General features: G+C 51.1%; 23 protein-coding genes and 1 CRISPR repeat array (1 of these 24 running past the window's edge). Of the genes, 10 read left to right on the top strand and 13 right to left on the bottom strand.

Going from position 1 to position 22,863, the window contains the following annotated elements:
- The first annotated feature begins 21 nt into the window (after positions 1-21).
- From HV350_RS05350 to mutS, 8 genes are all read left to right on the top strand, one after another.
- The gene (locus HV350_RS05350; protein WP_103928523.1) at positions 22-2,526 is read left to right on the top strand and encodes a fimbria/pilus outer membrane usher protein; all 2,505 of its coding nucleotides are present in this window, start codon (positions 22-24) and stop codon (positions 2,524-2,526) included.
- Between the two features lie 29 nt (positions 2,527-2,555).
- Positions 2,556-3,734, top strand: coding sequence for a fimbrial protein (locus HV350_RS05345; RefSeq protein WP_049282623.1), 1,179 nt, complete (start codon positions 2,556-2,558; stop codon positions 3,732-3,734).
- Between the two features lie 67 nt (positions 3,735-3,801).
- On the top strand, positions 3,802-4,989 hold the full coding sequence (locus HV350_RS05340) for an HD domain-containing phosphohydrolase (protein WP_181629948.1): 1,188 nt from the start codon (positions 3,802-3,804) through the stop codon (positions 4,987-4,989).
- 69 nt (positions 4,990-5,058) lie between these two features.
- Positions 5,059-5,835 carry a winged helix-turn-helix domain-containing protein gene (locus tag HV350_RS05335; protein ID WP_131379959.1) on the top strand — a complete coding sequence of 259 codons (777 nt, stop codon included), beginning with the start codon at positions 5,059-5,061 and terminating at the stop codon, positions 5,833-5,835.
- Positions 5,832-6,305 carry a hypothetical protein gene (locus HV350_RS05330; RefSeq protein WP_047414279.1) on the top strand — a complete coding sequence of 158 codons (474 nt, stop codon included), beginning with the start codon at positions 5,832-5,834 and terminating at the stop codon, positions 6,303-6,305. The genes HV350_RS05335 and HV350_RS05330 overlap by 4 nt, the downstream gene beginning before the upstream one ends.
- A gap of 108 nt (positions 6,306-6,413) precedes the next feature.
- Positions 6,414-7,004, top strand: coding sequence for a Crp/Fnr family transcriptional regulator (locus tag HV350_RS05325; protein ID WP_225622994.1), 591 nt, complete (start codon positions 6,414-6,416; stop codon positions 7,002-7,004).
- A 136-nt stretch (positions 7,005-7,140) separates the two neighbouring features.
- The gene (locus tag HV350_RS05320; protein ID WP_181629946.1) at positions 7,141-7,746 is read left to right on the top strand and encodes a hypothetical protein; all 606 of its coding nucleotides are present in this window, start codon (positions 7,141-7,143) and stop codon (positions 7,744-7,746) included.
- Positions 7,747-8,155: 409 nt separating this feature from the next.
- Positions 8,156-10,717 carry a DNA mismatch repair protein MutS gene (gene mutS / locus HV350_RS05315; protein WP_181629944.1) on the top strand — a complete coding sequence of 854 codons (2,562 nt, stop codon included), beginning with the start codon at positions 8,156-8,158 and terminating at the stop codon, positions 10,715-10,717.
- A gap of 140 nt (positions 10,718-10,857) precedes the next feature.
- Here the strand turns inward: mutS and tnpA are convergent, their stop codons facing one another.
- The 3 genes from tnpA to nlpD form a co-directional block, all read right to left on the bottom strand.
- Positions 10,858-11,316, bottom strand: coding sequence for an IS200/IS605 family transposase (tnpA, locus tag HV350_RS05310; RefSeq protein WP_131381019.1), 459 nt, complete (start codon positions 11,314-11,316; stop codon positions 10,858-10,860).
- 191 nt (positions 11,317-11,507) lie between these two features.
- Complete coding sequence (rpoS, locus tag HV350_RS05305) at positions 11,508-12,500, bottom strand: RNA polymerase sigma factor RpoS (RefSeq protein WP_000081498.1); 993 nt, start codon at positions 12,498-12,500, stop codon at positions 11,508-11,510.
- Between the two features lie 62 nt (positions 12,501-12,562).
- Entirely contained in the window at positions 12,563-13,645 is a 1,083-nt protein-coding gene (gene nlpD / locus HV350_RS05300; RefSeq protein ID WP_249418029.1) for a murein hydrolase activator NlpD, read from the bottom strand.
- Between nlpD and HV350_RS26600 the strand changes: the two genes are divergently transcribed.
- Complete coding sequence (locus HV350_RS26600) at positions 13,548-13,775, top strand: hypothetical protein (RefSeq protein ID WP_225622947.1); 228 nt, start codon at positions 13,548-13,550, stop codon at positions 13,773-13,775. The genes nlpD and HV350_RS26600 overlap by 98 nt on opposite strands.
- A gap of 32 nt (positions 13,776-13,807) precedes the next feature.
- On the opposite strand, the gene HV350_RS05295 is transcribed toward HV350_RS26600, so the two are convergent.
- From HV350_RS05295 to cysD, 10 genes are all read right to left on the bottom strand, one after another.
- Complete coding sequence (locus HV350_RS05295; RefSeq protein WP_003034172.1) at positions 13,808-14,434, bottom strand: protein-L-isoaspartate(D-aspartate) O-methyltransferase; 627 nt, start codon at positions 14,432-14,434, stop codon at positions 13,808-13,810.
- Positions 14,428-15,189 (bottom strand): 5'/3'-nucleotidase SurE, encoded by a 762-nt coding sequence (gene surE / locus HV350_RS05290; protein ID WP_016154207.1) that lies wholly within the window; start codon positions 15,187-15,189, stop codon positions 14,428-14,430. Before surE ends, HV350_RS05295 begins: the two co-directional genes overlap by 7 nt.
- Positions 15,170-16,219, bottom strand: a complete 1,050-nt coding sequence (truD, locus tag HV350_RS05285; protein WP_016154208.1) for a tRNA pseudouridine(13) synthase TruD — start codon at positions 16,217-16,219, stop codon at positions 15,170-15,172. The genes surE and truD overlap by 20 nt, the downstream gene beginning before the upstream one ends.
- On the bottom strand, positions 16,216-16,695 hold the full coding sequence (ispF, locus tag HV350_RS05280; protein WP_016154209.1) for a 2-C-methyl-D-erythritol 2,4-cyclodiphosphate synthase: 480 nt from the start codon (positions 16,693-16,695) through the stop codon (positions 16,216-16,218). The genes truD and ispF overlap by 4 nt, the downstream gene beginning before the upstream one ends.
- Positions 16,695-17,405, bottom strand: coding sequence for a 2-C-methyl-D-erythritol 4-phosphate cytidylyltransferase (gene ispD / locus HV350_RS05275; protein WP_181629942.1), 711 nt, complete (start codon positions 17,403-17,405; stop codon positions 16,695-16,697). The genes ispF and ispD overlap by 1 nt, the downstream gene beginning before the upstream one ends.
- 18 nt (positions 17,406-17,423) lie before the next feature.
- The gene (ftsB, locus tag HV350_RS05270) at positions 17,424-17,735 is read right to left on the bottom strand and encodes a cell division protein FtsB (RefSeq protein ID WP_003034163.1); all 312 of its coding nucleotides are present in this window, start codon (positions 17,733-17,735) and stop codon (positions 17,424-17,426) included.
- A 215-nt stretch (positions 17,736-17,950) separates the two neighbouring features.
- The gene (locus HV350_RS05265; protein WP_016154211.1) at positions 17,951-18,274 is read right to left on the bottom strand and encodes a DUF3561 family protein; all 324 of its coding nucleotides are present in this window, start codon (positions 18,272-18,274) and stop codon (positions 17,951-17,953) included.
- A 47-nt stretch (positions 18,275-18,321) separates the two neighbouring features.
- The gene (gene cysC, locus HV350_RS05260) at positions 18,322-18,927 is read right to left on the bottom strand and encodes an adenylyl-sulfate kinase (protein WP_137352524.1); all 606 of its coding nucleotides are present in this window, start codon (positions 18,925-18,927) and stop codon (positions 18,322-18,324) included.
- Complete coding sequence (cysN, locus tag HV350_RS05255; protein ID WP_115190298.1) at positions 18,927-20,354, bottom strand: sulfate adenylyltransferase subunit CysN; 1,428 nt, start codon at positions 20,352-20,354, stop codon at positions 18,927-18,929. Before cysN ends, cysC begins: the two co-directional genes overlap by 1 nt.
- 9 nt (positions 20,355-20,363) lie before the next feature.
- A complete protein-coding gene (gene cysD, locus HV350_RS05250; RefSeq protein WP_003034152.1) occupies positions 20,364-21,272 on the bottom strand; it encodes a sulfate adenylyltransferase subunit CysD in 909 nt (302 codons plus the stop codon).
- Positions 21,273-21,526: 254 nt separating this feature from the next.
- Between cysD and HV350_RS05245 the strand changes: the two genes are divergently transcribed.
- Positions 21,527-22,573 (top strand): aminopeptidase, encoded by a 1,047-nt coding sequence (locus tag HV350_RS05245; protein WP_019077559.1) that lies wholly within the window; start codon positions 21,527-21,529, stop codon positions 22,571-22,573.
- Between the two features lie 34 nt (positions 22,574-22,607).
- A CRISPR array of direct repeats spans positions 22,608-22,863; the repeat unit is 29 nt; unit sequence CGGTTTATCCCCGCTGGCGCGGGGAACAC; it runs 3,922 nt beyond the window's last position.

Below are 22,863 nucleotides of genomic sequence, written 5' to 3'. Positions count from 1 at the left end.
ATGACTCCAGGTTCAATTCTGATGAAAAACAGTTCTCTGTTTCGTATAAGTTTGCTAGTTCACTCTGTCAGCCTCGCGATATTTTCATACGGCGCGTTGGCGGAGGATTTTAATAGCAGCCTGCTGGTAGGTAATTCAGCAGATATGGACTGGAGTAATTCTCGGCTGGTTATGACGCCGGGGGCTTATGATTTGGATGTTTATGTGAATAACGTCTGGCGCGGGAAATTTAATATTTCCGTCGCTAATGACGATAAAGGTACTCTGCTTATTAATAAAGACGACGCATCTCTACTGGATATTCAGGGGCTGGATGATATTGTAAATAAAAGCACCGCTGAAAAGCTCGACGTTAATACCCTGCTACACGGAGGGAAAAGCGCCCTGATACCCGGCACACTGCGTCTGGATTTAGAAGTACCTCAGGCTTTCGTAAAAGAATATAGCCGTAACTGGGTGTCACCGCAAAAATGGGATCAGGGAATTAATGGCCTGTATACCAATTACAATTTCAACTATTACAATTTTCACGGCCTGCAGAATGGCTATAGTGACAGCGATAATCTGTATTTATCGCTGAACAGCGGACTAAACATGTATGGCTGGCATTTTCTCGATAGCTCATCGTGGATGCGCTACAGCGCAATGAACAAAGGTAGCTGGATAAATACCACGCGTTTTGTTGAAAAACCAATTGCGGCAATCGATTCGGTACTGCGCATTGGTCGAAGCTATACGACGTCTGATTATTTTGACACGGTCCGTTTTCGTGGGGTGACACTGAATAAAAGTCGTCAGATGTTACCGGACAGCGAAAACGTTTATATGCCAGTGATCGAAGGTGTTGCAACCAGTTCAGCGGTGGTCAGTATCTCCCAGGATGGTCATATCATTCACCAGATCAATGTCCCACCAGGCCCCTTTGCCATCCGCGATCTGATGCCTACCGGCTCACGCAGCGATTTATCCGTCGAGGTAAAAAACACCGGCGGCAACATTGAGCGCTTCATTGTGCCATTCTCCTCGATCCCGGATATGCAGCGCCCCGGCAGCAGCGACTATCAGATTAACGTCGGGGCGGTGGACATGCGCAACGTCGACGATAGCAGCCATTTTACCCAGGTGAGCTATTCACGTGGGGTGAATAACTACCTCACCGCGTCAGCGGGCGGGATCTGGAGCCAGAATTATCAGTCTCTGCTTCTGGGAGGAGCGGTTTCCATCCCCTACGCTGGGTCACTCTCGGCTTCCGTGGAGGAGTCGCAGTATCGTCTGCCTGGCGATAGCCGTCGCCACGGAGAAAAATACGCGCTGTCCTGGAGTAAATACTTCCCGACCCGCACCAATATTTCGCTGGCTTCGTATTATTACCGTACTCAGGATTACGCTTCTTTTAGCGATTATATCCTGACCAAATCCAATATTAAGGATTATGGCGGAACGGGCACCTCAACGATCAACAGCAAACAAGCCTTTAGCGCCAATATTAATCAGCCGCTGGGGGAACAATTTGGAAGACTGTCGCTTTCAGCCTACTGGCGCGATTACTGGCGCGGTCAGAAAAGTAGCCGTCAGTACAACCTGACCTGGAGCAATGCCAGTCACGGCGTCAACTACTCGGTTTCGCTGCGCCGCTCGGAGGTTACGCAGTCCTATTACGACTATGAAACCAATTATGAAGGCGACCTGGTGAGCGCGTTGCGTTCACGCGGTAAGACGGAAAACAACCTCTATTTTTCTGTCACGATACCGATGTCGATATTCGGCAGCGGCGGCAGCCTGTCTTCTCATGCCAGCGTGCAGAACGGCAAATATTCCTCTTCTGACGTCAGCATGAGCGGGAATATGCATGATGTTGACTACAGCCTGATGCTGAGCCACGACAGTGACAACGATTCGCGGGCAGCCGATCTCTACACCAGCTGGAAAAATGACTATACCAGCATGAACAGCGGCGCGACGCTGGCCCGTGAATATCGCCAGCTAAGCCTGGGTGCCAGCGGCAATCTGCTGGCATGGAAGGGTGGGCTGCTGGCGTCTCCTCATAACGGACGTAATTTTGTCATTATTGAAGCGCCAGGAGTGGTGAACGCGGTCGTTAACGGCGATACCTCCGCACACACCAACAGCAAAGGTATCGCCCTCATCACCAGCGCGACACCGTACCGACAGAATAATTTCCATCTGGAGCAGGATGGAACCCAAAAAAGCGACGTCGACCTTGAAGGTAATTTACTCAATGTGGCGCCGTACGAAGGCAGTATCAGCTGGCTGAAGTACAAAACTGACACGCGCAGACTCTTCACTTTTGATGTGCAAACCGCTGAAGGGGGTCAGTTGCCGTTTGGCGCGGTTGTCAGCGGTGCCGGGAATGAAGAAGTCGGCTATGTCGCACAGGGGAGTCAGATTTTTATTAAGTCAGAGACGCTTCCCGCCAGCCTGAAAGTGAATATCAGCAAAGGCAAGACTAAAAAATTCTGCACTATTTCCCAGCCTGCAGAGCATGCTGAAAATATTTGTCGCTAACTCAGTTTACTCAGCTAACAGAATCAATCATGAAAAAATTATTTTATTTTATGGTTACGGCCATAATACTGACCGCAATCCCAATATTATCTGCACAAGCACAGTCGCAGGCTCAGTCTCGCGGTGTAACAGGCGATACCTGCCGTAATTCCGGCATACTTTTTACCAGCGTCGCAGAATCGGATAAGTCGCTAAATCTTTCATCGGCTTTCGTGAATTCAAACGTCGTTGAATATTCCTATACTACCAGTTGGTCGGGTAGTATGACCTGTACTTACGGGAATATTGGGATCGGTGGTCTGGCGCAAGACCATTTATATTATTTTACCGGTTTCAACGGTTCCCCTGTTTATTTGAATTTCAACAGTGCGGATGGTGAAAGTAGCTACTGGATAAAATTAACGTCCACCATTAGTGGCGATACCAAAGTGACTGTCAGCGGTATCGTGGGCATTCACTCTCTGTCATATCAGACACAATATACGCTGCGGGCGGAGTTAATGTCGGCTCCGCCTGTGGGCATGGAAAGCTATACCAAAACCACAACCAGCGGCGCACTGTCGGTCATACCTGCGGTGATGAGCGGTACCGGAAGCGGCTCCAGCTCCCCATTCCTTTCCAGCAAAACATATGCTTATCGCGCCTGGTCCAATATGATGTCTGAAACCGCACGCAAAAGCTGGAATACCGATTATTTTATTGCTTATGAGAAGCTGACGATTCAGTTTGAGCCAAAAGAAACAACCTGCAATATGACGCGGGACATGAGCGTGAAATTACCCCCTGCTCCGTTTAGCGTCCTGAAAAAAAATGGAAAGGCAGCTGGTGCCGATTTCACGATCCCGCTGAAGTGCGGCAACCTGGCCGGAATTAAAACGTCTACCCGCAATGTTAAGGCCTGGTTATCCAGCAATGATTTAGTCAGTTCTGATACCAGCTACCAGATAATGGTCAACGATGAAACCACGGCGGGAGGGGTAGGTATTGCCATTCGTAGCCGGATGTTTATGGGTGACTATGATGAGGTGCAAATATCCAGTAGCAATAATATGGAACATGCCTCACAAATATTAGATATCGCTAAAGATGATGATATAAGCAATACGCAATACATTTATCTTCATGCTTATTACAAAGTTTATAACGCATCAGCATTATCAACCGGTAGCGTGGTGGCGACTGCGCAGATAATGTTTGGCTACGATTAACCCCCTATTTTACTGTGACCCAGACGGGCTACAGTAAGTTTTTAATTTAATTCTCTTAAAGGATTTTATGAAAATATCTGTTCAAACCGTGCTTGATCTTCTGCACAGCATTATGCACCCGCTTTCTCCTGAACTGGTGCATCATTTGCAACGCACGGGTCTCATTTGCTGGTATCTCGGGAATCGAGCCGGTTTTGACAGTGCAGCCATCAATAACGCCTGGCTTGCGGGTATGTTGCACAATATCGGGGCGCTGAGCAAAGTGCATCCCTTCAGTGGCGCCCATGGTAAAGCCTTTATTGAAGAGCATGGACGACTTGGCGCCTCAATGATGTCCGGCGTACGTTTTTTACAACCAGTGACCGCAATTCTTGAAACGCGCCACGCGGATGCCTTGGGTTACACGCAGAATACAATGCTAAATACCTGGCATCTGGTGCATCTGGCCGATGAGTTTGAGCTGTGGCTGCGCGGGATTGAAGGTGACTATGTGGCCCAACGGCATAATATTGTTTCCGGTTTTCTGGCCAGTAGCCCACTATGGCCATCGTGCCTGGTCGAGGCGCTACAGGATGCCAGCCATGAGGATGGTTTCTGGTTTCGCCTGAGTTCGCCCTCATTACAACCCGTGCTGCGCGTTATCAGCCCGCTCAATGATGTGGTGCTGGATCACCATGATTTTCTGGAGGTCTGCCTGCTGATTTCGAATATCGTCGATAAATACAGCAGCTTTACGCAGACTCACAGTACCAGCGTGGCTCACGTGGCGGCGAAGCTTGCGGAGCTGTACGGCTGCGATCGCTACACCCAGGATAAAATCCGCATCGCGGGGTACCTGCACGATATTGGCAAGCTGGGTATTCCACTGGAAATCCTCGAGAAGCAGGGAAAGCTGGAGCCGGACGAGTACGCGCAAATGAAGCGCCACAGCTATAAGACGCTGGAGATGCTACATCCCATTGAAGAGCTGGGTGAAATCGTACACTGGGCGGCAAGACATCATGAACGCCTCGACGGCAGCGGCTATCCTTTTCGTCTGGGTGCGGCTGCGCTGGATATCCCTTCGCGTATTATTGCTGTGGCTGATGTTTTCACCGCGATGACCGAGAACCGCCCCTATCGTCAGGGGATGTCCAGCGAAAAAGCATTGATTATTCTGGAGGAAGAGGCGTCAAATTTTCGTCTGGATCGGGACATTGTCGATCTGCTAAGCCATAATATTGCAGTGCTCAGACCTTTGGTTGCGATGTACTAAGCCAGGCATAACCCGAAATCGCAGCCGCGCAGAATGCATATTGTATAAATTTACCGAAAGAAAACGCGAATGAAATATTTGATAGCCAATAGAGTCATTTACGATAGCGAGAGCGGGGAACTTGTGGTCAAGGAACCCGGAAACGAGCAAAGTAAAAGGCTAACAAATACCGCTAACCGTATTCTTTCGTTACTGATTGCGTCGCCAGGCCGGGTACTTGAACGCGATTATCTTCTGGATAAAGTCTGGGAGGAAGCGGGCCATCCGGGTTCCAGTTCATCGCTGAGCCAGTACATTAGTATCCTCAGAAAAACATTAACATCCTTAATATTCATTGAGGAAATTATTGTAGCCGTACCCAAGGTGGGCTTTTACTTCTCACCGGAAATCGCCGTTGAACTGCAGAATGATGAAGAAATGGTGAGTACCACACCTCTTCCGGTATCCCTGCGTAAGGCGGCAACGAAGGATAAAAAAAACCTCTGGCTGATTGCGGCTATCGCGTTTTTGCTGCTGGCCAACCTTTGGATACTCAGCCAGAAACAGGGTTCACCGCGTTTTGCAGCCGAATACCGTATTGGTGAAATCGGGAACTGCAAATTTACTGCCTATGAAGATTTATCGGAGGAAGTTGACCCTCAGGTCATGAATATTATCCGTCAGCTACAGCCTGAACTTGAGCTAAAGTGCGCCCGGAAACCCGCGCAGATTATGGTTTATTTTCAACCCAGTGTTCTTTACGGTAGTCATGGTCGGTTTTTCTACTCTTATTGTCCAACAGATAAGGCAACAGCAAAAATTGTCTATTGTGAGAACTATTATGCTTTTAACTGGAAATTAAAATGAAGCTGATGACAACCTTAGTGCTGGCAGTGGTCGCGTTGATTTGTCTGTTAACATGGCAACTAAGCCTGCGATCGGGTGTTTATTTTGACAAACGCTGCTTTGCGAATATCACCTATGTTGACGCTTCGGATCACGCTCTCTTATTCAAAGGAAATATCACGTTTGAATTTAACAAGAACGAAACGGGCGTATTTAATCTTTCCGGCAACATTGACTATCAGGGGCGTCAATATCGATTGTCGCGTTATATAACATTTACCTATCATAACGTCAGTGGCAACCAGTATCGTATGAATACGACGACAAAAGATATCATGGCTCACGATAATGTGCCGGAAGACATTACCCTGCTGACAACAAAAATATTTGGGATGGAAGGGGAATACGTTATTTCCTTAGACAAAAAAGACAATAACTATATTACGATTGCAAATACCTTATCACCCTTAATGAACTGTGTGATTCAATAACAGGGATAGTGTTATACATTCACTATGAAAAGAAATAATTGTGTCAATTGTGAAGAGTGCGGTTTTGCAGAACTGTGCTCTGCCTATCTGTTCAGGCAGAAAGATCCATTGTTTATCCGCAATCTGGAGACAAAAAAGAAGATTGCCAGAGGTGAATATATTTATCGTCGGGGAGAGAAAATAGACGCGCTATATGCCCTACGTAGCGGGGCCGCTAAGGTTTACGATACGCGCGGGCAGCTGATGGGGATCGTTTTGCCAGGACAGGTGATGGGCGTGGAGGAGCTGCACATCGGGTACAGTCAGCAGGATATTCAAGCCGCAACGGAAATAGAAGTTTGCGTACTGAGAAGCGATCATTTCTACGAAATGAGCCAGCTGATGCCAGGGTTTACAGATTTTATTGTCAGGATCCTGTCACGTTCGGCGCAGGAAAAACAGCAATTTATTTCAGTATTGACCAAAAGTGATACCTTGCAGAAGGTTCAATATTTCCTGCAACTGTTGTCTCGCACTTATAAAGAGTATGGCTTTGAGCATCTCAACCTTGAGTTACCGATCAGTAAGAAAGAACTGGCCCAGGTTCTGGGCATTTCGATATCCACCTTGTCGCGTGCCCTGGATAGCCTGAAGGATCAGGGGATTATTTCCATGCTAAATAAAAAAGAGATAACGCTAATGGTGTCAGACAAAAAATAGCGTCTGAATGATGATCTTCTTGTAATTTCTTAGTTTCATCTCAAAAAATCAGTAAATCATTTATTGTCCAGTGTATCCCTTTGAGGAAAGCACCGGACTCATTTTTCTTAAAAACAAAGAGTTAAGGTTTTTCCCAATGTCGTTTGTCGTATTCTCTGATGATATTTTTTTTACCCGGTCTGCGGGAGGGCTGATGCCAATAGATAGCCTGCGCGAAGAGAACTTATGTATTATTGATATTGAATCTTTCTTCAGCTTGCATGATATTAAACATCGTGTTTGCAATGAACTGACCGACGGCTATTCTATCATTTTTGTAAAAGGCCGTGGAATGTTATCAAAGGTGCTTTCATCACTGGAGGGTATCTCCAGAACCGCCTCTGTAACGGAGTTTATCCGGTATATTAATGAAGGCCGAAGATATACTGTCTATCATATACTCACCATAATTGATTCTTTGCGGGAGCTACGTAACCTTACCCATACCGAGATTTCCGTAGCCTGTGCCTTACGCCGACAAATAAATATTACTGCCACATCCCAACTTCTGCACTGCTCAACGAAAGCAGTGTATCAGCGGGTATCAGCCTTGGCTCAGAAAATGAACCTCAGATACGGTACCCATATCCAGTATTTCTTGTACCGCGAATATACCATTGAGGAACTCCAGCAGATAAATTGCATGAAACATCGTCCTGATACCGGTGTATTCCAGAATAATGGATCGACCCCACATCTGTAAGCAGATTCGATCCTCACGACGAGGCCTGTCTAATGGCCTCCGGACTGAGGTATCGCCCCGGTTGTCGTACAGGTTGAATCACTACGGATTTAACAGACACCTCAGAGTCATTTATGGACTTATCTTTGTCGCCTGGCTTCATCATTTCTACCGCTTTAAACGAAAGTAGCTTTCCCTCTTGTTTTCCTGCCATAAAGACTCCGTTATCATGCACCTTATGCAATCATGAACATCAAGGTAGGTTACTCTGTATATGCCCATATTTTACCCAGGTATAGGTTGGCAAGGCACACTTTAACCCACCTTTAAATGTAGGATTTCATGATATTCGATGAGACAACGTGAAACTTAATGATAACCAAAAAATCACTAACTCATTAAAAATTAAGAAAATGGACATCATAAACCAATGAGTACAATAGAAAACTTAGACTCCCACACCCCCATGATGCAGCAGTATCTCAAGCTGAAGGCTCAGCACCCAGAAATACTGCTGTTTTACCGCATGGGCGACTTTTACGAACTGTTTTATGACGATGCGAAACGCGCGTCTCAGCTGCTTGATATCTCCCTGACCAAACGCGGCGCATCTGCGGGCGAGCCAATACCGATGGCAGGCATTCCTCATCATGCGGTAGAAAACTACCTCGCCAAGCTGGTCAATCAGGGTGAGTCCGTTGCTATTTGTGAACAGATTGGCGATCCGGCGACCAGCAAAGGCCCGGTTGAGCGCAAAGTGGTACGTATTGTCACGCCAGGCACCATCAGTGATGAAGCGTTGTTGCAGGAACGCCAGGACAACCTGCTGGCCGCCATCTGGCAAGACAGTAAAGGGTACGGCTACGCTACGCTGGATATCAGCTCCGGGCGTTTTCGTGTCAGTGAACCCGCTGACCGCGAAACCATGGCCGCGGAATTGCAGCGCACCAACCCCGCTGAATTGCTGTATGCCGAGGATTTTGCCGAAACCTCGCTGATAGAGGGGCGTCGCGGCCTGCGTCGTCGTCCGCTGTGGGAATTTGAAATTGATACCGCCCGTCAGCAGTTAAATCTGCAGTTCGGCACGCGGGATCTGATTGGCTTTGGCGTGGAAAACGCCCCACGCGGATTATGCGCTGCCGGCTGTCTGCTGCAATACGTAAAAGATACCCAACGCACCTCGCTGCCGCATATTCGTTCCATCACCATGGAGCGTCAGCAGGACAGCATCATCATGGACGCCGCCACACGCCGCAATCTGGAAATCACCCAGAACCTGGCGGGCGGGGTGGAAAACACGCTGGCTTCAGTACTCGACTGCACCGTGACACCGATGGGTAGCCGTATGCTCAAGCGCTGGCTGCATATGCCGGTCCGCGACACCAACATCCTCACCGAGCGCCAACAGACTATCGGCGCGCTGCAGGATACCACCAGCGAATTACAACCCGTGCTGCGCCAGGTAGGCGATCTGGAACGTATTCTGGCGCGTCTGGCCCTGCGTACTGCGCGCCCGCGCGATCTGGCCCGTATGCGTCATGCCTTCCAGCAATTACCCGAACTGCGCGCGCAACTGGAAAACGTAGATAGCGCCCCCGTGCAGATGCTGCGCGAGAAAATGGGTGAGTTTACTGAGCTGCGTGAACTGTTGGAGCGTGCCGTCGTGGAAGCTCCGCCGGTGCTCGTCCGTGACGGCGGCGTCATTGCCCCTGGCTACAATGAAGAGCTTGATGAGTGGCGAGCGCTGGCTGATGGCGCCACGGACTACCTCGACAGACTGGAAATCCGCGAACGCGAACGCACCGGTCTGGACACGCTGAAAGTAGGATTTAACGCCGTGCACGGCTACTACATTCAGATCAGCCGTGGGCAAAGTCATCTGGCGCCAATTAACTACGTACGCCGCCAGACATTGAAAAACGCCGAACGCTACATTATTCCGGAACTGAAAGAGTACGAAGACAAAGTTCTGACCTCAAAAGGCAAAGCGCTGGCGCTGGAAAAACAGCTGTATGACGAGCTGTTCGACATGCTGCTGCCACACCTGGCTGATTTGCAACAGAGCGCCAGCGCGCTGGCGGAGTTGGACGTGCTGGTCAACCTCGCGGAGCGTGCTTATACCCTGAATTACACCTGTCCGATCTTCACCGATAAACCCGGCATTCGTATTACCGAGGGACGTCATCCGGTGGTTGAACAGGTGCTGACCGAGCCGTTTATCGCCAACCCGCTTAACCTCTCGCCTCAGCGACGGATGTTGATCATCACCGGCCCAAACATGGGGGGTAAAAGTACCTATATGCGCCAGACTGCGTTGATTGCGCTACTGGCCTATATCGGCAGCTACGTTCCGGCACAGAAAGTCGAGATCGGGCCTATCGATCGTATCTTTACCCGCGTGGGCGCGGCGGATGATCTGGCATCGGGTCGTTCCACCTTCATGGTAGAAATGACCGAAACCGCCAACATTCTGCATAACGCCACCGAGAACAGTCTGGTGCTGATGGATGAGATTGGACGCGGTACCTCCACCTACGACGGCCTGTCGCTGGCATGGGCATGCGCAGAAAATCTGGCGAATAAAATCAAAGCATTAACTTTATTTGCGACCCACTACTTCGAACTGACGCAGTTACCGGAGAAGATGGAGGGCGTCGCTAATGTGCATCTGGATGCGTTAGAGCACGGCGATACCATCGCCTTCATGCACAGCGTGCAGGATGGCGCGGCGAGCAAGAGCTATGGTCTGGCAGTCGCTGCCCTGGCTGGCGTACCGAAAGAGGTGATCAAACGCGCGCGGCAAAAACTGCGCGAACTGGAAAGCATCGCGCCAAATGTTGCCGCAACCCAGGTCGACGGCACGCAGATGTCGCTGCTGTCAGTACCGGAAGAAACGTCACCCGCCGTTGATGCGCTGGAAAATCTCGACCCGGATTCGCTAACGCCTCGCCAGGCGCTGGAGTGGATCTACCGGTTGAAAAGTCTGGTGTAGTAAAAAGAACCCGATAGCGGTAGCCCTAAAGAATAAATATCCTCCGGCATAGCCGGAGGTTTTTCGGATGCGCCTATAAGGCTCTGTTACCAGCCGCGCCCTAACAGGCGCATACGATCTGACATTTGCATCAGACTTCGTTACTTACGGCCCGTAAACGGGCTACCCGGATAAGCGATCGATAACTGCTCACCCATTTTATCTTCTGCAAGCTGGTGCTTTATGTATTCCTGTATCTTCACCGTGTTCTTACCCACCGTATCTACGTAGTATCCCCGGCACCAGAACTCTCTATTCCTGTACTTGAATTTCATATCCCCAAACTGTTCATACAGCATCAGACTGCTTTTCCCTTTCAGATACCCCATAAAGCCGGATACGCTCATTTTGGGTGGGATTTCCACAAGCATATGGATATGATCCGCACAGCATTCCGCTTCCAGGATCCGCACGTTTTTCCACTCACACAGCTTTCTTAAGATGCTGCCTATCGCCCTGCGTTTCTCACCGTAGAATGCTTGTCTTCGGTATTTGGGCGCAAAAACTATGTGATATTTACAGTTCCATCGGGTGTGCGCTAAGCTCTTTTCGTCCCCCATTGGGACCCCCTTTTGATTTCTTGTTAAACATTTGCAGTTGCCAGACCGCAATGTGTTTTAACAAATCAAAAGGGGTTTTAATAACTGGCCCAAAGCTGAAAGCTTTCCGGAACCCCCAGCCTAGCTGGGGGTTTTCTGTGCACAAAAAGGCCAGTCCCAATGAGACTGGCCTTTCTTGATAGAACTTGTGCTTACTCGCGGAAAAGCGCTTCGATATTCAGTCCCTGAGTCTGCAGAATTTCACGCAGACGACGCAGACCTTCAACCTGAATCTGGCGAACACGTTCACGAGTGAGACCAATTTCACGGCCCACATCTTCCAGTGTCGCAGCTTCGTACCCCAGCAGACCAAAACGACGTGCCAGCACTTCACGCTGCTTGGCGTTCAGTTCGAACAGCCATTTGACGATGCTCTGTTTCATATCATCGTCTTGCGTGGTGTCTTCCGGACCGTTTTCCTTTTCATCGGCCAGAATATCCAGCAACGCTTTTTCGGAATCGCCACCCAGCGGGGTGTCTACCGAGGTAATACGCTCGTTGAGTCGGAGCATACGGCTGACGTCATCAACCGGTTTATCCAGTTGTTCAGCAATCTCTTCTGCACTCGGTTCGTGGTCCAGTTTATGCGACAACTCACGCGCGGTACGCAGATAGACGTTCAGCTCTTTTACAATGTGAATCGGCAGTCGGATCGTACGGGTTTGGTTCATAATCGCCCGTTCGATCGTCTGGCGGATCCACCAGGTTGCGTATGTTGAGAAGCGGAACCCACGTTCCGGGTCAAACTTCTCGACGGCACGGATAAGCCCTAAATTGCCCTCTTCAATCAGGTCCAGCAAAGCCAGACCACGATTGCCATAACGACGAGCAATTTTCACCACCAGACGCAGGTTACTTTCAATCATGCGACGGCGAGATGCGACATCTCCACGCAGTGCGCGACGCGCAAAATAAACTTCTTCTTCGGCTGTTAACAGTGGTGAATAACCAATCTCACCAAGGTAAAGCTGAGTCGCGTCCAACACACGCTGTGTGGCCCCCTGCGATAACAGCTCTTCTTCAGCCAGGTCGTTATCACTGGGTTCCTCTTCACTCAAGGCTTTTTCATCAAAAGCCTCTACTCCGTTCTCATCAAATTCCGCATCTTCATTTAAATCATGAACTTTCAGCGTATTCTGACTCATAAAGGTGGCTCCTACCCGTGATCCCTAACGGAACTAGCACGTGAAAGCCTGGTTCCGCCTAATTATCGCTGCGGTAAATAGCGCAGCGGGTTTACGGATTTCCCCTTGTAACGAATTTCAAAATGCAAGCGTGTTGAACTGGTTCCGGTGCTACCCATGGTAGCTATTTTCTGCCCCGCCTTGATTTCTTGTTGTTCCCGGACCAGCATTGTATCGTTATGGGCGTAGGCGCTCAGGTAATCATCGTTATGTTTGATGATAATAAGATTACCGTAACCACGCAGCGCATTACCGGCATAGACGACGCGTCCATCTGCGGTCGCGACAATAGCCTGTCCTTTGCTGCCTGCAATGTCGATCCCTTTATTGCCACCTTCGGTAGCCGCAAAGTTTTCGATCACTTTGCCGTCAGTCGGCCAGCGCCAGGTAGAGATTGGCGAGCTAGTCGACGTTGAGCTTGCAGTTGATTCGGTTGTGCTAACTGCTGGAGCCGTTACAGGCGCTGTGACCACAGTCCCAGCAGGCTTGTTGTTCGGCAACATTTTGTTAGCACTTTGTTCACCTGAATCCTCAGAATACGTAATTGTTGGTTTCGAAGCAACAGCAACGGTGGAATTTTGTGCAGGGTTGGTCACAACTCCTTGCTGTGCTGCATCCGCCTGGGTGATGGCATTGCCACCGGTAATCGGTGCGCCAGACGCGTTGCCCACTTGCAGAGTTTGACCGACATTCAGGCCATACGGGGCCGGAACGTTATTGCGTTGTGCGAGGTCACGGAAATCGTTCCCGGTGATCCAGGCAATATAGAAAAGGGTATCGCCTTTCTTAACAGTATAGGTACTGCCGCCCGTGTAGCTACCTTTCGGAATATTCCCATACTTACGATTGTATACAATACGACCGTTTTCCATCTGCACAGGCTGTTGAACAACAGGCTGGATTTGCGTTGGCTGTGTAGTTGGTTGCTGCACCGACTGGATCTGTGGCGTCTGCTGTACTGTCGACGTCGAGCCCATTTTGGGTGGAGGCGTAATCAGCATGCCAGAACTGGTGTTCGTTGATGCACTACCGTTAACCGAGCTGACCGGCGCTGGTGGATTCGAGGTGTTTGAACAACCTGCCAACCATAGTGAAACCAGTGACAATGCCGCAATGCGGCGAACGGTAAATTTGTGGCTTCCCGCGCTCATTTATCCCCCAGGAAAATTGGTTAAAACCAGTGACGTAATCACCGTGCAAGGCACCGTCACAATACGCTTACTCTTTCGAGAATAACCAGGAAAACTCCAGGTATTCAGCAGCGCTATCTACGCAAGCTCCCCTTTCACTAAGGGAACGAAACGTACGGCCTCCACGGTATCGATAATAAATTCGCCTCCCCGACGACGCACCCGCTTCAGAAACTGGTGCTCATCGCCCACGGGTAAGACGAGAATGCCGCCCTCATCCAGTTGCATCATCAATGCGGTTGGGATCTCGGGCGGCGCTGCCGTTACAATGATAGCGTCAAACGGAGCTCGCGCCTGCCAGCCTTGCCATCCATCACCATGACGGGTCGAAACATTATGTAAATCAAGCTGCTTCAGGCGGCGACGCGCCTGCCATTGCAAACCTTTAATGCGCTCAACGGAGCACACATGATGCACCAGGTGCGCCAGAATCGCCGTCTGGTAGCCAGAGCCAGTGCCAATTTCCAGCACCCGAGACTGCGGCGTTAGCTCAAGCAGTTCGGTCATTCGCGCAACCATATAAGGCTGCGAAATCGTCTGCCCCTGACCAATCGGCAGGGCAATATTGTCCCAGGCCTTATGTTCAAACGCCTCATCAATGAATTTTTCACGCGGCACGGCGGCGAGCGCATCGAGGACAAGCTCATCTCTGATGCCCTGCGCACGTAATTGTTCAAGAAGAGTGTGTACGCGTCTGCTTACCATTGCGTGTCGACTCCCACGCTGTCTAACCAGTCAGAAACCACTTCATGCGCGCCGTATGCGGTTAAATCGACGTGCAGCGGCGTGATAGAAACATAGCCTTCATCGACGGCGGCAAAATCCGTATCCGGCCCGGCGTCGCACTTTTCACCCGGTGGCCCGATCCAGTACAGCGTATTACCGCGTGGGTCCTGCTGTGGAATAACCTGATCCGCCGGATGGCGACTGCCGCAGCGCGTGACGCGAATACCTTTAATCTGATCCAGCGGTAAATCCGGCACGTTGATATTCAAAATGCGACCGGTGCGCAGCGGTTCACGACTCAGCGCCCGTAAGATACGACAGGTTACTGCGGCAGCAGTATCGTAGTGTTTATGGCCATCAAGTGAAACAGCCAGCGCCGGGAACCCCAGATGACGACCTTCCATTGCCGCCGCAACGGTACCGGAATAGATAACATCATCACCCAGATTAGGACCCGCATTAATACCAGAAACGACAATGTCCGGACGCGGACGCATTAATGCGTTCACGCCCAGATAAACGCAGTCGGTGGGCGTACCCATTTGTACGGCGATATCGCCGTTATCATAGGTAAAGGTGCGAAGTGAGGATTCCAGCGTCAGCGAGTTAGACGCGCCACTGCGGTTACGATCCGGGGCAACCACCTGTACGTCAGCAAACTCACGCAGCGCTTTCGCCAGCGTTTGTATACCGGGTGCGTGGACCCCATCATCGTTACTCAGCAATATACGCATAATCACCCATTGTGTTAATAAGTTCCCTTACAACACTGGTGGCGAAGCTACCTGCCGGTAGCCAGAAGCGTAACTCGACGGTTACGTCATCCCACCAGTTCCAGCTTAATTGTTGTGGATACAGCAACATAGCGCGACGCGACGCGTCGACTTTCTCGCGCAATAACAGAGACTGCAGCGCGGTTTCATCAGCAACAGCGGCTTTTTCAAACGCCAGTGCGTCGCGCTGAGTTCCCCACTCACCGCTGCCCGGTAATGCCGCTGTGATCATCAATTCTTTCTCATCGACGCGACGCTGTAATTCAGTGTGTTCTTCCTGTGTGGCGACAAACCAGCTTCCGCGTCCGGATAATTGTAGCGCATCGCCGTCAACAACTTGATTAAAGTCTGTTTTTTTCAAGCGTTCACTGACTATCTGATTAAACAACGCGCTACGGGCCGCCGACAACCAAAAACTGCGTTTATTGCGATCGCGCACCGGCGCATCGCTTTGCGCCCAGCGCAGCGCCCCTTGCAGGTTGCTACCGCCGATACCAAAACGCTGAGCGCCAAAATAGTTCGGTACGCCGCGTTCGCTAATCGCCTGCAAACGCGCTTCAACGTCATTTCGCTCGCTCACTTCACGCAACACCAGCGTAAATTCGTTGCCTTTCAGCGCCCCTAAACGCAGCTTACGCTTGTGGCGCGCGTACTCCAGAACTTTACAGCCTTCGAGCTCAAATTTGCTTAGATCAGGCATTGCATTGCCCGGTACACGCGCGCACAGCCACTGTTCCGTGACCGCATGCTTATCTTTCTGCCCGGCAAAGCTCACTTCACGCGCGTGAATTTTCAGGAATTTCGCCAGCGCGTCAGCCACAAAACGGGTGTTACAACCGTTTTTCAGGATGCGCACCAAAACATGCTCGCCTTCGCCATCCGGTTCGAAGCCTAAATCTTCGACGACAACAAAGTCTTCCGGATTCGCTTTCAGGACGCCATGGCCCAGTGGTTTGCCATGGAGATACGTCAGATCGTCAAACACAGTCATTTCGGTGCCTTAATGAGTAACGCCACCGCTTCACAGGCAATCCCTTCCCCACGCCCGGTAAAACCGAGTTTTTCCGTGGTGGTCGCTTTCACGTTAACATCATCCATATGGCAGCCGAGATCTTCGGCAATAAACACGCGCATTTGCGGAATGTGCGGCAGCATCTTTGGCGCCTGAGCAATAATGGTCACATCCACATTACCAAGCGTATAGCCTTTGGCCTGAATACGCCGCCAGGCTTCTCGCAATAATTCACGACTATCGGCACCTTTAAAGGTCGGGTCGGTGTCAGGGAAGAGTTTACCGATATCCCCCAGCGCAGCCGCGCCCAGCAGAGCATCAGTTAGCGCGTGTAACGCCACATCGCCATCAGAATGCGCCAGCAATCCTTTTTCATACGGGATGCGCACACCACCAATGATAATTGGGCCTTCTCCGCCAAAAGCGTGTACGTCGAAACCGTGTCCAATTCGCATTATGTCTTCTCCTGGTGGGTAGTCCGGGTCAGATAAAATTCGGCCAACGCCAAATCCTCTGGACGCGTTACTTTAATATTATCAGCCCGTCCTTCAACGAGCTGAGGATGTAAGCCGCAATATTCCAGCGCCGAGGCCTCATCCGTAATGGTTGCGCCTTCGAGGAGCGCACGGGTCAGGCAGTCGTGCAACAGCTCGCGAGGGAAAAACTGCGGCGTCAACGCGTGCCATAAATCGGTGCGATCGACCGTATGGGCAATGTCTGTTCGGCCCGGCTCCGCGCGCTTCATCGTGTCGCGTACTGGTGCCGCCAGGATCCCGCCGGTGCGGCTGGTCTCACTGATTGCCAGCAAACGGGCTAAATCATCCTGGTGCAGACACGGACGCGCGGCGTCATGCACCAGTACCCAACTGGCCTCACCTGCGGCTTGCAAACCAGCAAGGACAGAATCGGCACGCTCGTTGCCGCCATCCACTACGGTAATTTGCGGATGCGCGGCGAGTGGAAGTTGGGCAAAGCGGCTGTCGCCTTGGCTGATAGCGATAACGACTCGCGTCACCCGGGGATGAGCCAGCAGCGCATCAACCGAGTGTTCAAGAATGGTTTTATTGCCAATAGAGAGGTACTGCTTAGGACACTCTGTTTGCATTCGGCGGCCAAACCCGGCAGCCGGCACCACGGCGCAAACGTCCAATAAAGTGGCTGCCATGTTAAATCCCTGGACGGTTTATCGATTATTTTGCCCTGCAGTCTGAGCGCGTTTAGACGCGTCAGGCACCAGACGATAAAAGGTTTCGCCCGGCTTAGTCATGCTGAGCTCGTTGCGCGCGCGCTCCTCAATAGCCTCTTGTCCGCCATTGAGATCGTCAATTTCGGCAAAGAGCTGATCGTTACGTGCTTTAAGTTTCGCGTTCGTAGCTTGCTGCGCAGCAACATCATCGTTGACGCGACTATAGTCATGTATGCCGTTCTTACCGAACCACAGCGAATACTGCAGCCAGACCAATAAAGCCAGCAACAGCAGCGTTAGTTTACCCATCCTGCCCCCTGAAAAACGGCATTAACATCCCATAACTTCCGCAGACAACTTTACATCAACGGTCGGGAATGCCGCGACAACGCGGGCAAATGTACCACATTTGCCCGTTGTTACGTATACCCCGTGTAAGGAGAACATAATCTCATTGTTGGTTACGGTTTGAATTATGACCAGAGAGTGAACTACATCAGCGATTGTTTAAAAAAGGCGTTTGCCTAACCCAACAACCACAGAAATAGCGCGCCAAACATCGCCCCAACCACCAGTAGGGTGCAGGTAATGCTCAGCAGCAACAGCCCCTTCAATAGGGAGTGCAGCGCAATACCCGCGACAATCGCCACGGGCAGCAATGCGAGGAAAAAGGGCCAGGTATAAATGAAGAAAAAGAGTGTGTTAGGGCCATAAATCAGAAACGGAATCCCCAGCGCCAACAGCCACGCGATAAAACCGACCACAGCACCCGGTAGTGACCAGGTGGTTTCATCGTCGGCGGCGAAGGTATCTGACTCTGTAATAGTAATGTTATGGCTGTTACGCATATCTAATCCTGTGACCGTGACTGACCGGGCATACAAGCTCGGGTGTCTCAGGATCTGATAATATCTTCCTGCCTCAGCAGGTCTAATAATTGGGGTACCAAATTTGTTACCAATTGTTCACCATCAAGGTGAATCTCTGGCGATTCAGGCGCTTCGTATACCGAATCAATTCCGGTGAAATTGCGCAACTCACCCGCCCGCGCTTTTTTATACAGCCCTTTTGGATCGCGTAATTCGCACGTTGCCAGCGGCGTGTCGACAAAAACCTCAATAAAACGCCCTTCACCAACGCGTGCACGGACCATTTTGCGTTCGGCGCGATGTGGAGAGATAAAGGCGGTCAACACCACAAGACCCGCATCCACCATCAGGTTAGCCACCTCGCCAACCCGACGAATATTCTCCTTACGATCGGCATCGCTAAACCCAAGATCGCTGCACAGGCCGTGGCGCACGTTATCGCCATCCAACAAATAGGTACTCACTCCCAGCTTGTGCAACGCCTCTTCCAGCGCCCCCGCTACCGTGGATTTACCGGAACCAGACAGCCCGGTAAACCACAGCACAACACCACGATGACCGTGGCGTTGTTCCCGCTGTTGCGGTGTAACAGGATGGGCATGCCAGACGACGTTTTCGTCATGCAGCGCCATTATTTTCCTCCCAGCAGATCGCGCGCGCCCCAGTGCGGGAAATGGCGACGCACTAACGCATTAAGCTCCAGCTCAAACGCGCTGAACTGAGAAGCCGCGGCGTGATCCTGGACGATTGGCTCACGTACCAGCCCCGCGCCAACGGTAACGTTGGTCAGGCGGTCAATGATAATCAGCCCGCCCGTAACCGGATTCTGCTGATAGGTATCCAGCACCAGCGGCTCATCAAAGGTCAGATTAACCAGACCTATGCCATTTAGCGGCAACGCTTCAACATCACGTTGGGTCAGGTTATTAATATCAATCTGGTACTGCACGTTATCAACGCGTGCGCGGGTCTTCTTACCGGCGACTTTGATGTCGTAGCTCTGCCCAGGCGACAACGGTTGTTCCGCCATCCACACCACATCAACGGCAGCGCTTTGTACCGCAGGTAACGCTTCACCGGCATCAAGTAGCAGGTCGCCCCGGCTGATATCGATCTCGTCTTTCAATACCAGGGTGATCGCTTCACCCGCATGCGCTTGCTGTAAATCGCCATCAAAGGTTACGATTCGCGCCACGCTCGACTCAACGCCGGATGGCAGCACTTTGACACGTTGCCCTACCTTCACACTACCGGAGGCCAGCGTCCCGGCATAACCACGAAAATCCAGATTCGGTCGGTTCACATATTGCACCGGGAAGCGCATCGGCTGAGTATCAACTATGCGTTGAATCTCAACGGTTTCCAGCACTTCCAGTAGCGTCGGACCGCTGTACCACGACATGCTGGCGCTTTGTGAAGCCACGTTGTCGCCTTCCAGCGCAGAGAGCGGCACAAACCGGATATCCAGGTTGCCCGGCAACTGTTCAGCAAAAGTAAGATAGTCTTCGCGAATGCGGTTAAATGTCTCTTCGCTAAAGTTCACCAGATCCATTTTGTTGATCGCCACCACCAGGTGTTTGATCCCAAGTAGTGTGGAGATAAAGCTGTGACGACGGGTCTGATCCAGCACGCCTTTACGCGCATCGATCAGCAGGATCGCCAGGTCGCAGGTCGACGCACCGGTCGCCATGTTGCGAGTGTACTGCTCATGGCCGGGAGTATCCGCAATAATAAATTTACGCTTCTCGGTAGAGAAATAACGGTAAGCCACGTCGATGGTGATGCCCTGCTCGCGCTCGGCTTGCAAGCCGTCAACCAATAACGCCAAATCGAGCTTTTCGCCCTGAGTACCGTGACGTTTACTGTCGTTGTGCAGCGATGAAAGCTGGTCTTCATAAATCTGACGCGTGTCGTGCAGCAGGCGACCAATCAGGGTGCTTTTCCCGTCATCCACGCTACCGCAGGTTAAAAAACGCAGCAGGCTTTTGTGTTGCTGGGCGACCATCCAGGCTTCAACGCCGCCTTCATTAGCAATTTGTTGTGCAAGTGTCGTGTTCATGGCGGCTCCTTAGAAATACCCCTGACGTTTCTTCAGCTCCATGGAGCCCGCCTGGTCGCGGTCAATCACGCGGCCCTGACGTTCACTGGTGGTTGAGACCAGCATCTCTTCGATGATTTCCGGCAGCGTCTGCGCATTCGACTCCACCGCGCCTGTCAACGGCCAGCAGCCGAGCGTACGGAAACGCACCATGCGTTTTTTAATCACTTCACCCGGTTGCAGATCGATTCTGTCGTCATCAATCATCATCAGCATGCCGTCGCGTTCCAGCACCGGACGCTCCGCCGCCAGGTACAGCGGCACGATGTCGATATTTTCCAGCCAGATGTACTGCCAGATATCCTGTTCAGTCCAGTTGGAGAGCGGGAATACGCGAATGCTTTCGCCTTTGTTAATCTGTCCGTTGTAGTTATGCCACAGTTCCGGACGCTGATTTTTAGGGTCCCAGCGATGAAAACGATCGCGGAAAGAATAAATGCGCTCCTTGGCACGCGATTTCTCTTCGTCACGACGAGCGCCACCGAACGCGGCGTCGAAACCGTATTTGTTCAACGCCTGCTTCAACCCTTCGGTTTTCATAATATCGGTATGCTTGGCGCTACCGTGAACAAACGGGTTGATGCCCATCGCCACCCCTTCCGGGTTTTTATGCACCAGCAGTTCACAACCGTAGGCTTTCGCCGTGCGGTCACGAAACTCGTACATCTCGCTGAATTTCCAGCCGGTATCAACGTGCAGCAGAGGGAACGGCAACGTGCCAGGATAAAACGCTTTGCGCGCCAGATGCAGCATTACGCTGGAATCTTTGCCGATGGAATACATCATCACCGGATTCGAAAACTCGGCGGCCACCTCACGAATAATATGGATGCTTTCCGCTTCCAGTTGCCGCAGGTGGGTAAGTCGTTTTTGATCCATAACCGTTCCTATGTAATGCCGTTATTTTGCTAACGATGCTCAGATAACCTGACTATAGGGAGGGCAAGAGGGCGAATGAAATTACGAATTGGAATGAGTAGTTCCTCAAAGGAATAACGATCCGGAAAAGCAAATATCAAAAAGTGCTTAAGCTACCGAATTTAGGGCATTTAGGAGCAAATGAAATTGTTTTACCTCGATCACGGTTTCATACTAGCGGCTAAAAATTTCTGCTTGGTATTTAAGGACTCATTATGTTTTCCGCAACGCGCCCCCTTCTTGCAATCCTGGCGCTCGGCGCGTGCTTTATCCTTCCCGCACAGGCAACATCTTCCAAACCTGGAGATATCGCAAATACCCAGGCTCGATATATCGCAACGTTTTTCCCAGGCCGCGTAACGGGCTCTCCGGCAGAAATGTTGTCTGCTGATTATATTCGCCAGCAATTTCAGCAGATGGGCTACAGCAGTGATATTCGAACGTTTAATAGCCGTTATGTTTATACCGCCAAAAATAACCGTAAAAACTGGCATAACGTCACGGGAAGTACCGTTATTGCTGCACATGAGGGTAAAGCGCCACAGCAGATTATTATCATGGCGCACCTCGACACCTACGCCGCACAGAGCGACGCTGATTCCGATGCCAATCTGGGTGGATTGACCCTGCAAGGTATTGATGACAACGCCGCAGGACTTGGTGTGATGCTGGAACTGGCGGAAAAACTCAAAGACGTGCCGACGCAGTACGGCATTCGATTCATCGCCACCAGCGGCGAGGAAGAAGGCAAACTGGGCGCGGAGAACATCCTGAAGCGAATGAGCGCCGCCGAGAAGAAAAATACGCTGCTGGTTATCAACCTCGATAACCTGATCGTCGGCGATAAGCTCTATTTCAATAGCGGTAAGAAAACCCCGGAAGCTGTGCGAAAATTGACGCGCGACCGGGCGCTGGCCATCGCGCACAGCCGCGGTATCGTAGCCAGCACCAATCCGGGACTGAACAAAAACTATCCGAAAGGTACTGGATGTTGTAACGATGCAGAGGTCTTCGACGATGCGGGCATTGCCGTGCTCTCCGTTGAAGCAACCAACTGGAGTCTGGGCAAGAAAGATGGCTATCAACAGCGCGCCAAAAGCGCCTCGTTCCCGGCAGGCAACAGCTGGCACGATGTGCGACTGGATAACCAGCAGCATATCGATAAAGCCTTACCGGGCAGGATAGAGCACCGTAGCCGCGACGTGGTACGCATTATGCTCCCGCTGGTGAAAGAACTGGCAAAGGCGGGAAAATCCTCGTAACCCATCCAGCCCCATAATATTTCTGCTTTCAAAGTAGATTATCCCCGCTGACGCGGGGAACACGGTTCGTTTTTGATGTGTACTTCAGGATGTTCCGGTTTATCTCCGCTGGCGCGGGGAAAACGACATGGTTTCGGACACCATCAGAACCTCCGGCGGTTTATCCCCGCTGTCGCGGGGAACACAAAACATCCATCACATCACGCGGGACTTCCAGCGGTTTATCCCCGCTGGCGCGGGGAACACTATTCAGTCCACCGCATCGACATAGAGACCGCCGGTTTATCCCC

Source organism: Citrobacter sp. RHBSTW-01013 (assembly GCF_013781985.1).
Lineage (GTDB): Bacteria > Pseudomonadota > Gammaproteobacteria > Enterobacterales > Enterobacteriaceae > Citrobacter > Citrobacter braakii.
Note: the sequence above shows the minus strand (reverse complement) of the source record. Positions and strands in the feature narration are given on the sequence as shown.

Bases quoted from the DNA above. Each gene is read 5' to 3' on its own strand.
- HV350_RS05350 (WP_103928523.1), top strand. From the start codon at position 22: ATGAAAAACAGTTCTCTGTTTCGTATAAGTTTGCTAGTTCACTCTGTC.
- HV350_RS05345 (WP_049282623.1), top strand. From the start codon at position 2,556: ATGAAAAAATTATTTTATTTTATGGTTACGGCCATAATACTGACCGCA.
- HV350_RS05340 (WP_181629948.1), top strand. From the start codon at position 3,802: ATGAAAATATCTGTTCAAACCGTGCTTGATCTTCTGCACAGCATTATG.
- HV350_RS05335 (WP_131379959.1), top strand. From the start codon at position 5,059: ATGAAATATTTGATAGCCAATAGAGTCATTTACGATAGCGAGAGCGGG.
- HV350_RS05330 (WP_047414279.1), top strand. From the start codon at position 5,832: ATGAAGCTGATGACAACCTTAGTGCTGGCAGTGGTCGCGTTGATTTGT.
- HV350_RS05320 (WP_181629946.1), top strand. From the start codon at position 7,141: ATGTCGTTTGTCGTATTCTCTGATGATATTTTTTTTACCCGGTCTGCG.
- mutS (WP_181629944.1), top strand. From the start codon at position 8,156: ATGAGTACAATAGAAAACTTAGACTCCCACACCCCCATGATGCAGCAG.
- tnpA (WP_131381019.1), bottom strand. From the start codon at position 11,316: ATGGGGGACGAAAAGAGCTTAGCGCACACCCGATGGAACTGTAAATAT.
- rpoS (WP_000081498.1), bottom strand. From the start codon at position 12,500: ATGAGTCAGAATACGCTGAAAGTTCATGATTTAAATGAAGATGCGGAA.
- HV350_RS05295 (WP_003034172.1), bottom strand. From the start codon at position 14,434: ATGGTAAGCAGACGCGTACACACTCTTCTTGAACAATTACGTGCGCAG.
- surE (WP_016154207.1), bottom strand. From the start codon at position 15,189: ATGCGTATATTGCTGAGTAACGATGATGGGGTCCACGCACCCGGTATA.
- truD (WP_016154208.1), bottom strand. From the start codon at position 16,219: ATGACTGTGTTTGACGATCTGACGTATCTCCATGGCAAACCACTGGGC.
- ispF (WP_016154209.1), bottom strand. From the start codon at position 16,695: ATGCGAATTGGACACGGTTTCGACGTACACGCTTTTGGCGGAGAAGGC.
- ispD (WP_181629942.1), bottom strand. From the start codon at position 17,405: ATGGCAGCCACTTTATTGGACGTTTGCGCCGTGGTGCCGGCTGCCGGG.
- ftsB (WP_003034163.1), bottom strand. From the start codon at position 17,735: ATGGGTAAACTAACGCTGCTGTTGCTGGCTTTATTGGTCTGGCTGCAG.
- HV350_RS05265 (WP_016154211.1), bottom strand. From the start codon at position 18,274: ATGCGTAACAGCCATAACATTACTATTACAGAGTCAGATACCTTCGCC.
- cysC (WP_137352524.1), bottom strand. From the start codon at position 18,927: ATGGCGCTGCATGACGAAAACGTCGTCTGGCATGCCCATCCTGTTACA.
- cysN (WP_115190298.1), bottom strand. From the start codon at position 20,354: ATGAACACGACACTTGCACAACAAATTGCTAATGAAGGCGGCGTTGAA.
- cysD (WP_003034152.1), bottom strand. From the start codon at position 21,272: ATGGATCAAAAACGACTTACCCACCTGCGGCAACTGGAAGCGGAAAGC.
- HV350_RS05245 (WP_019077559.1), top strand. From the start codon at position 21,527: ATGTTTTCCGCAACGCGCCCCCTTCTTGCAATCCTGGCGCTCGGCGCG.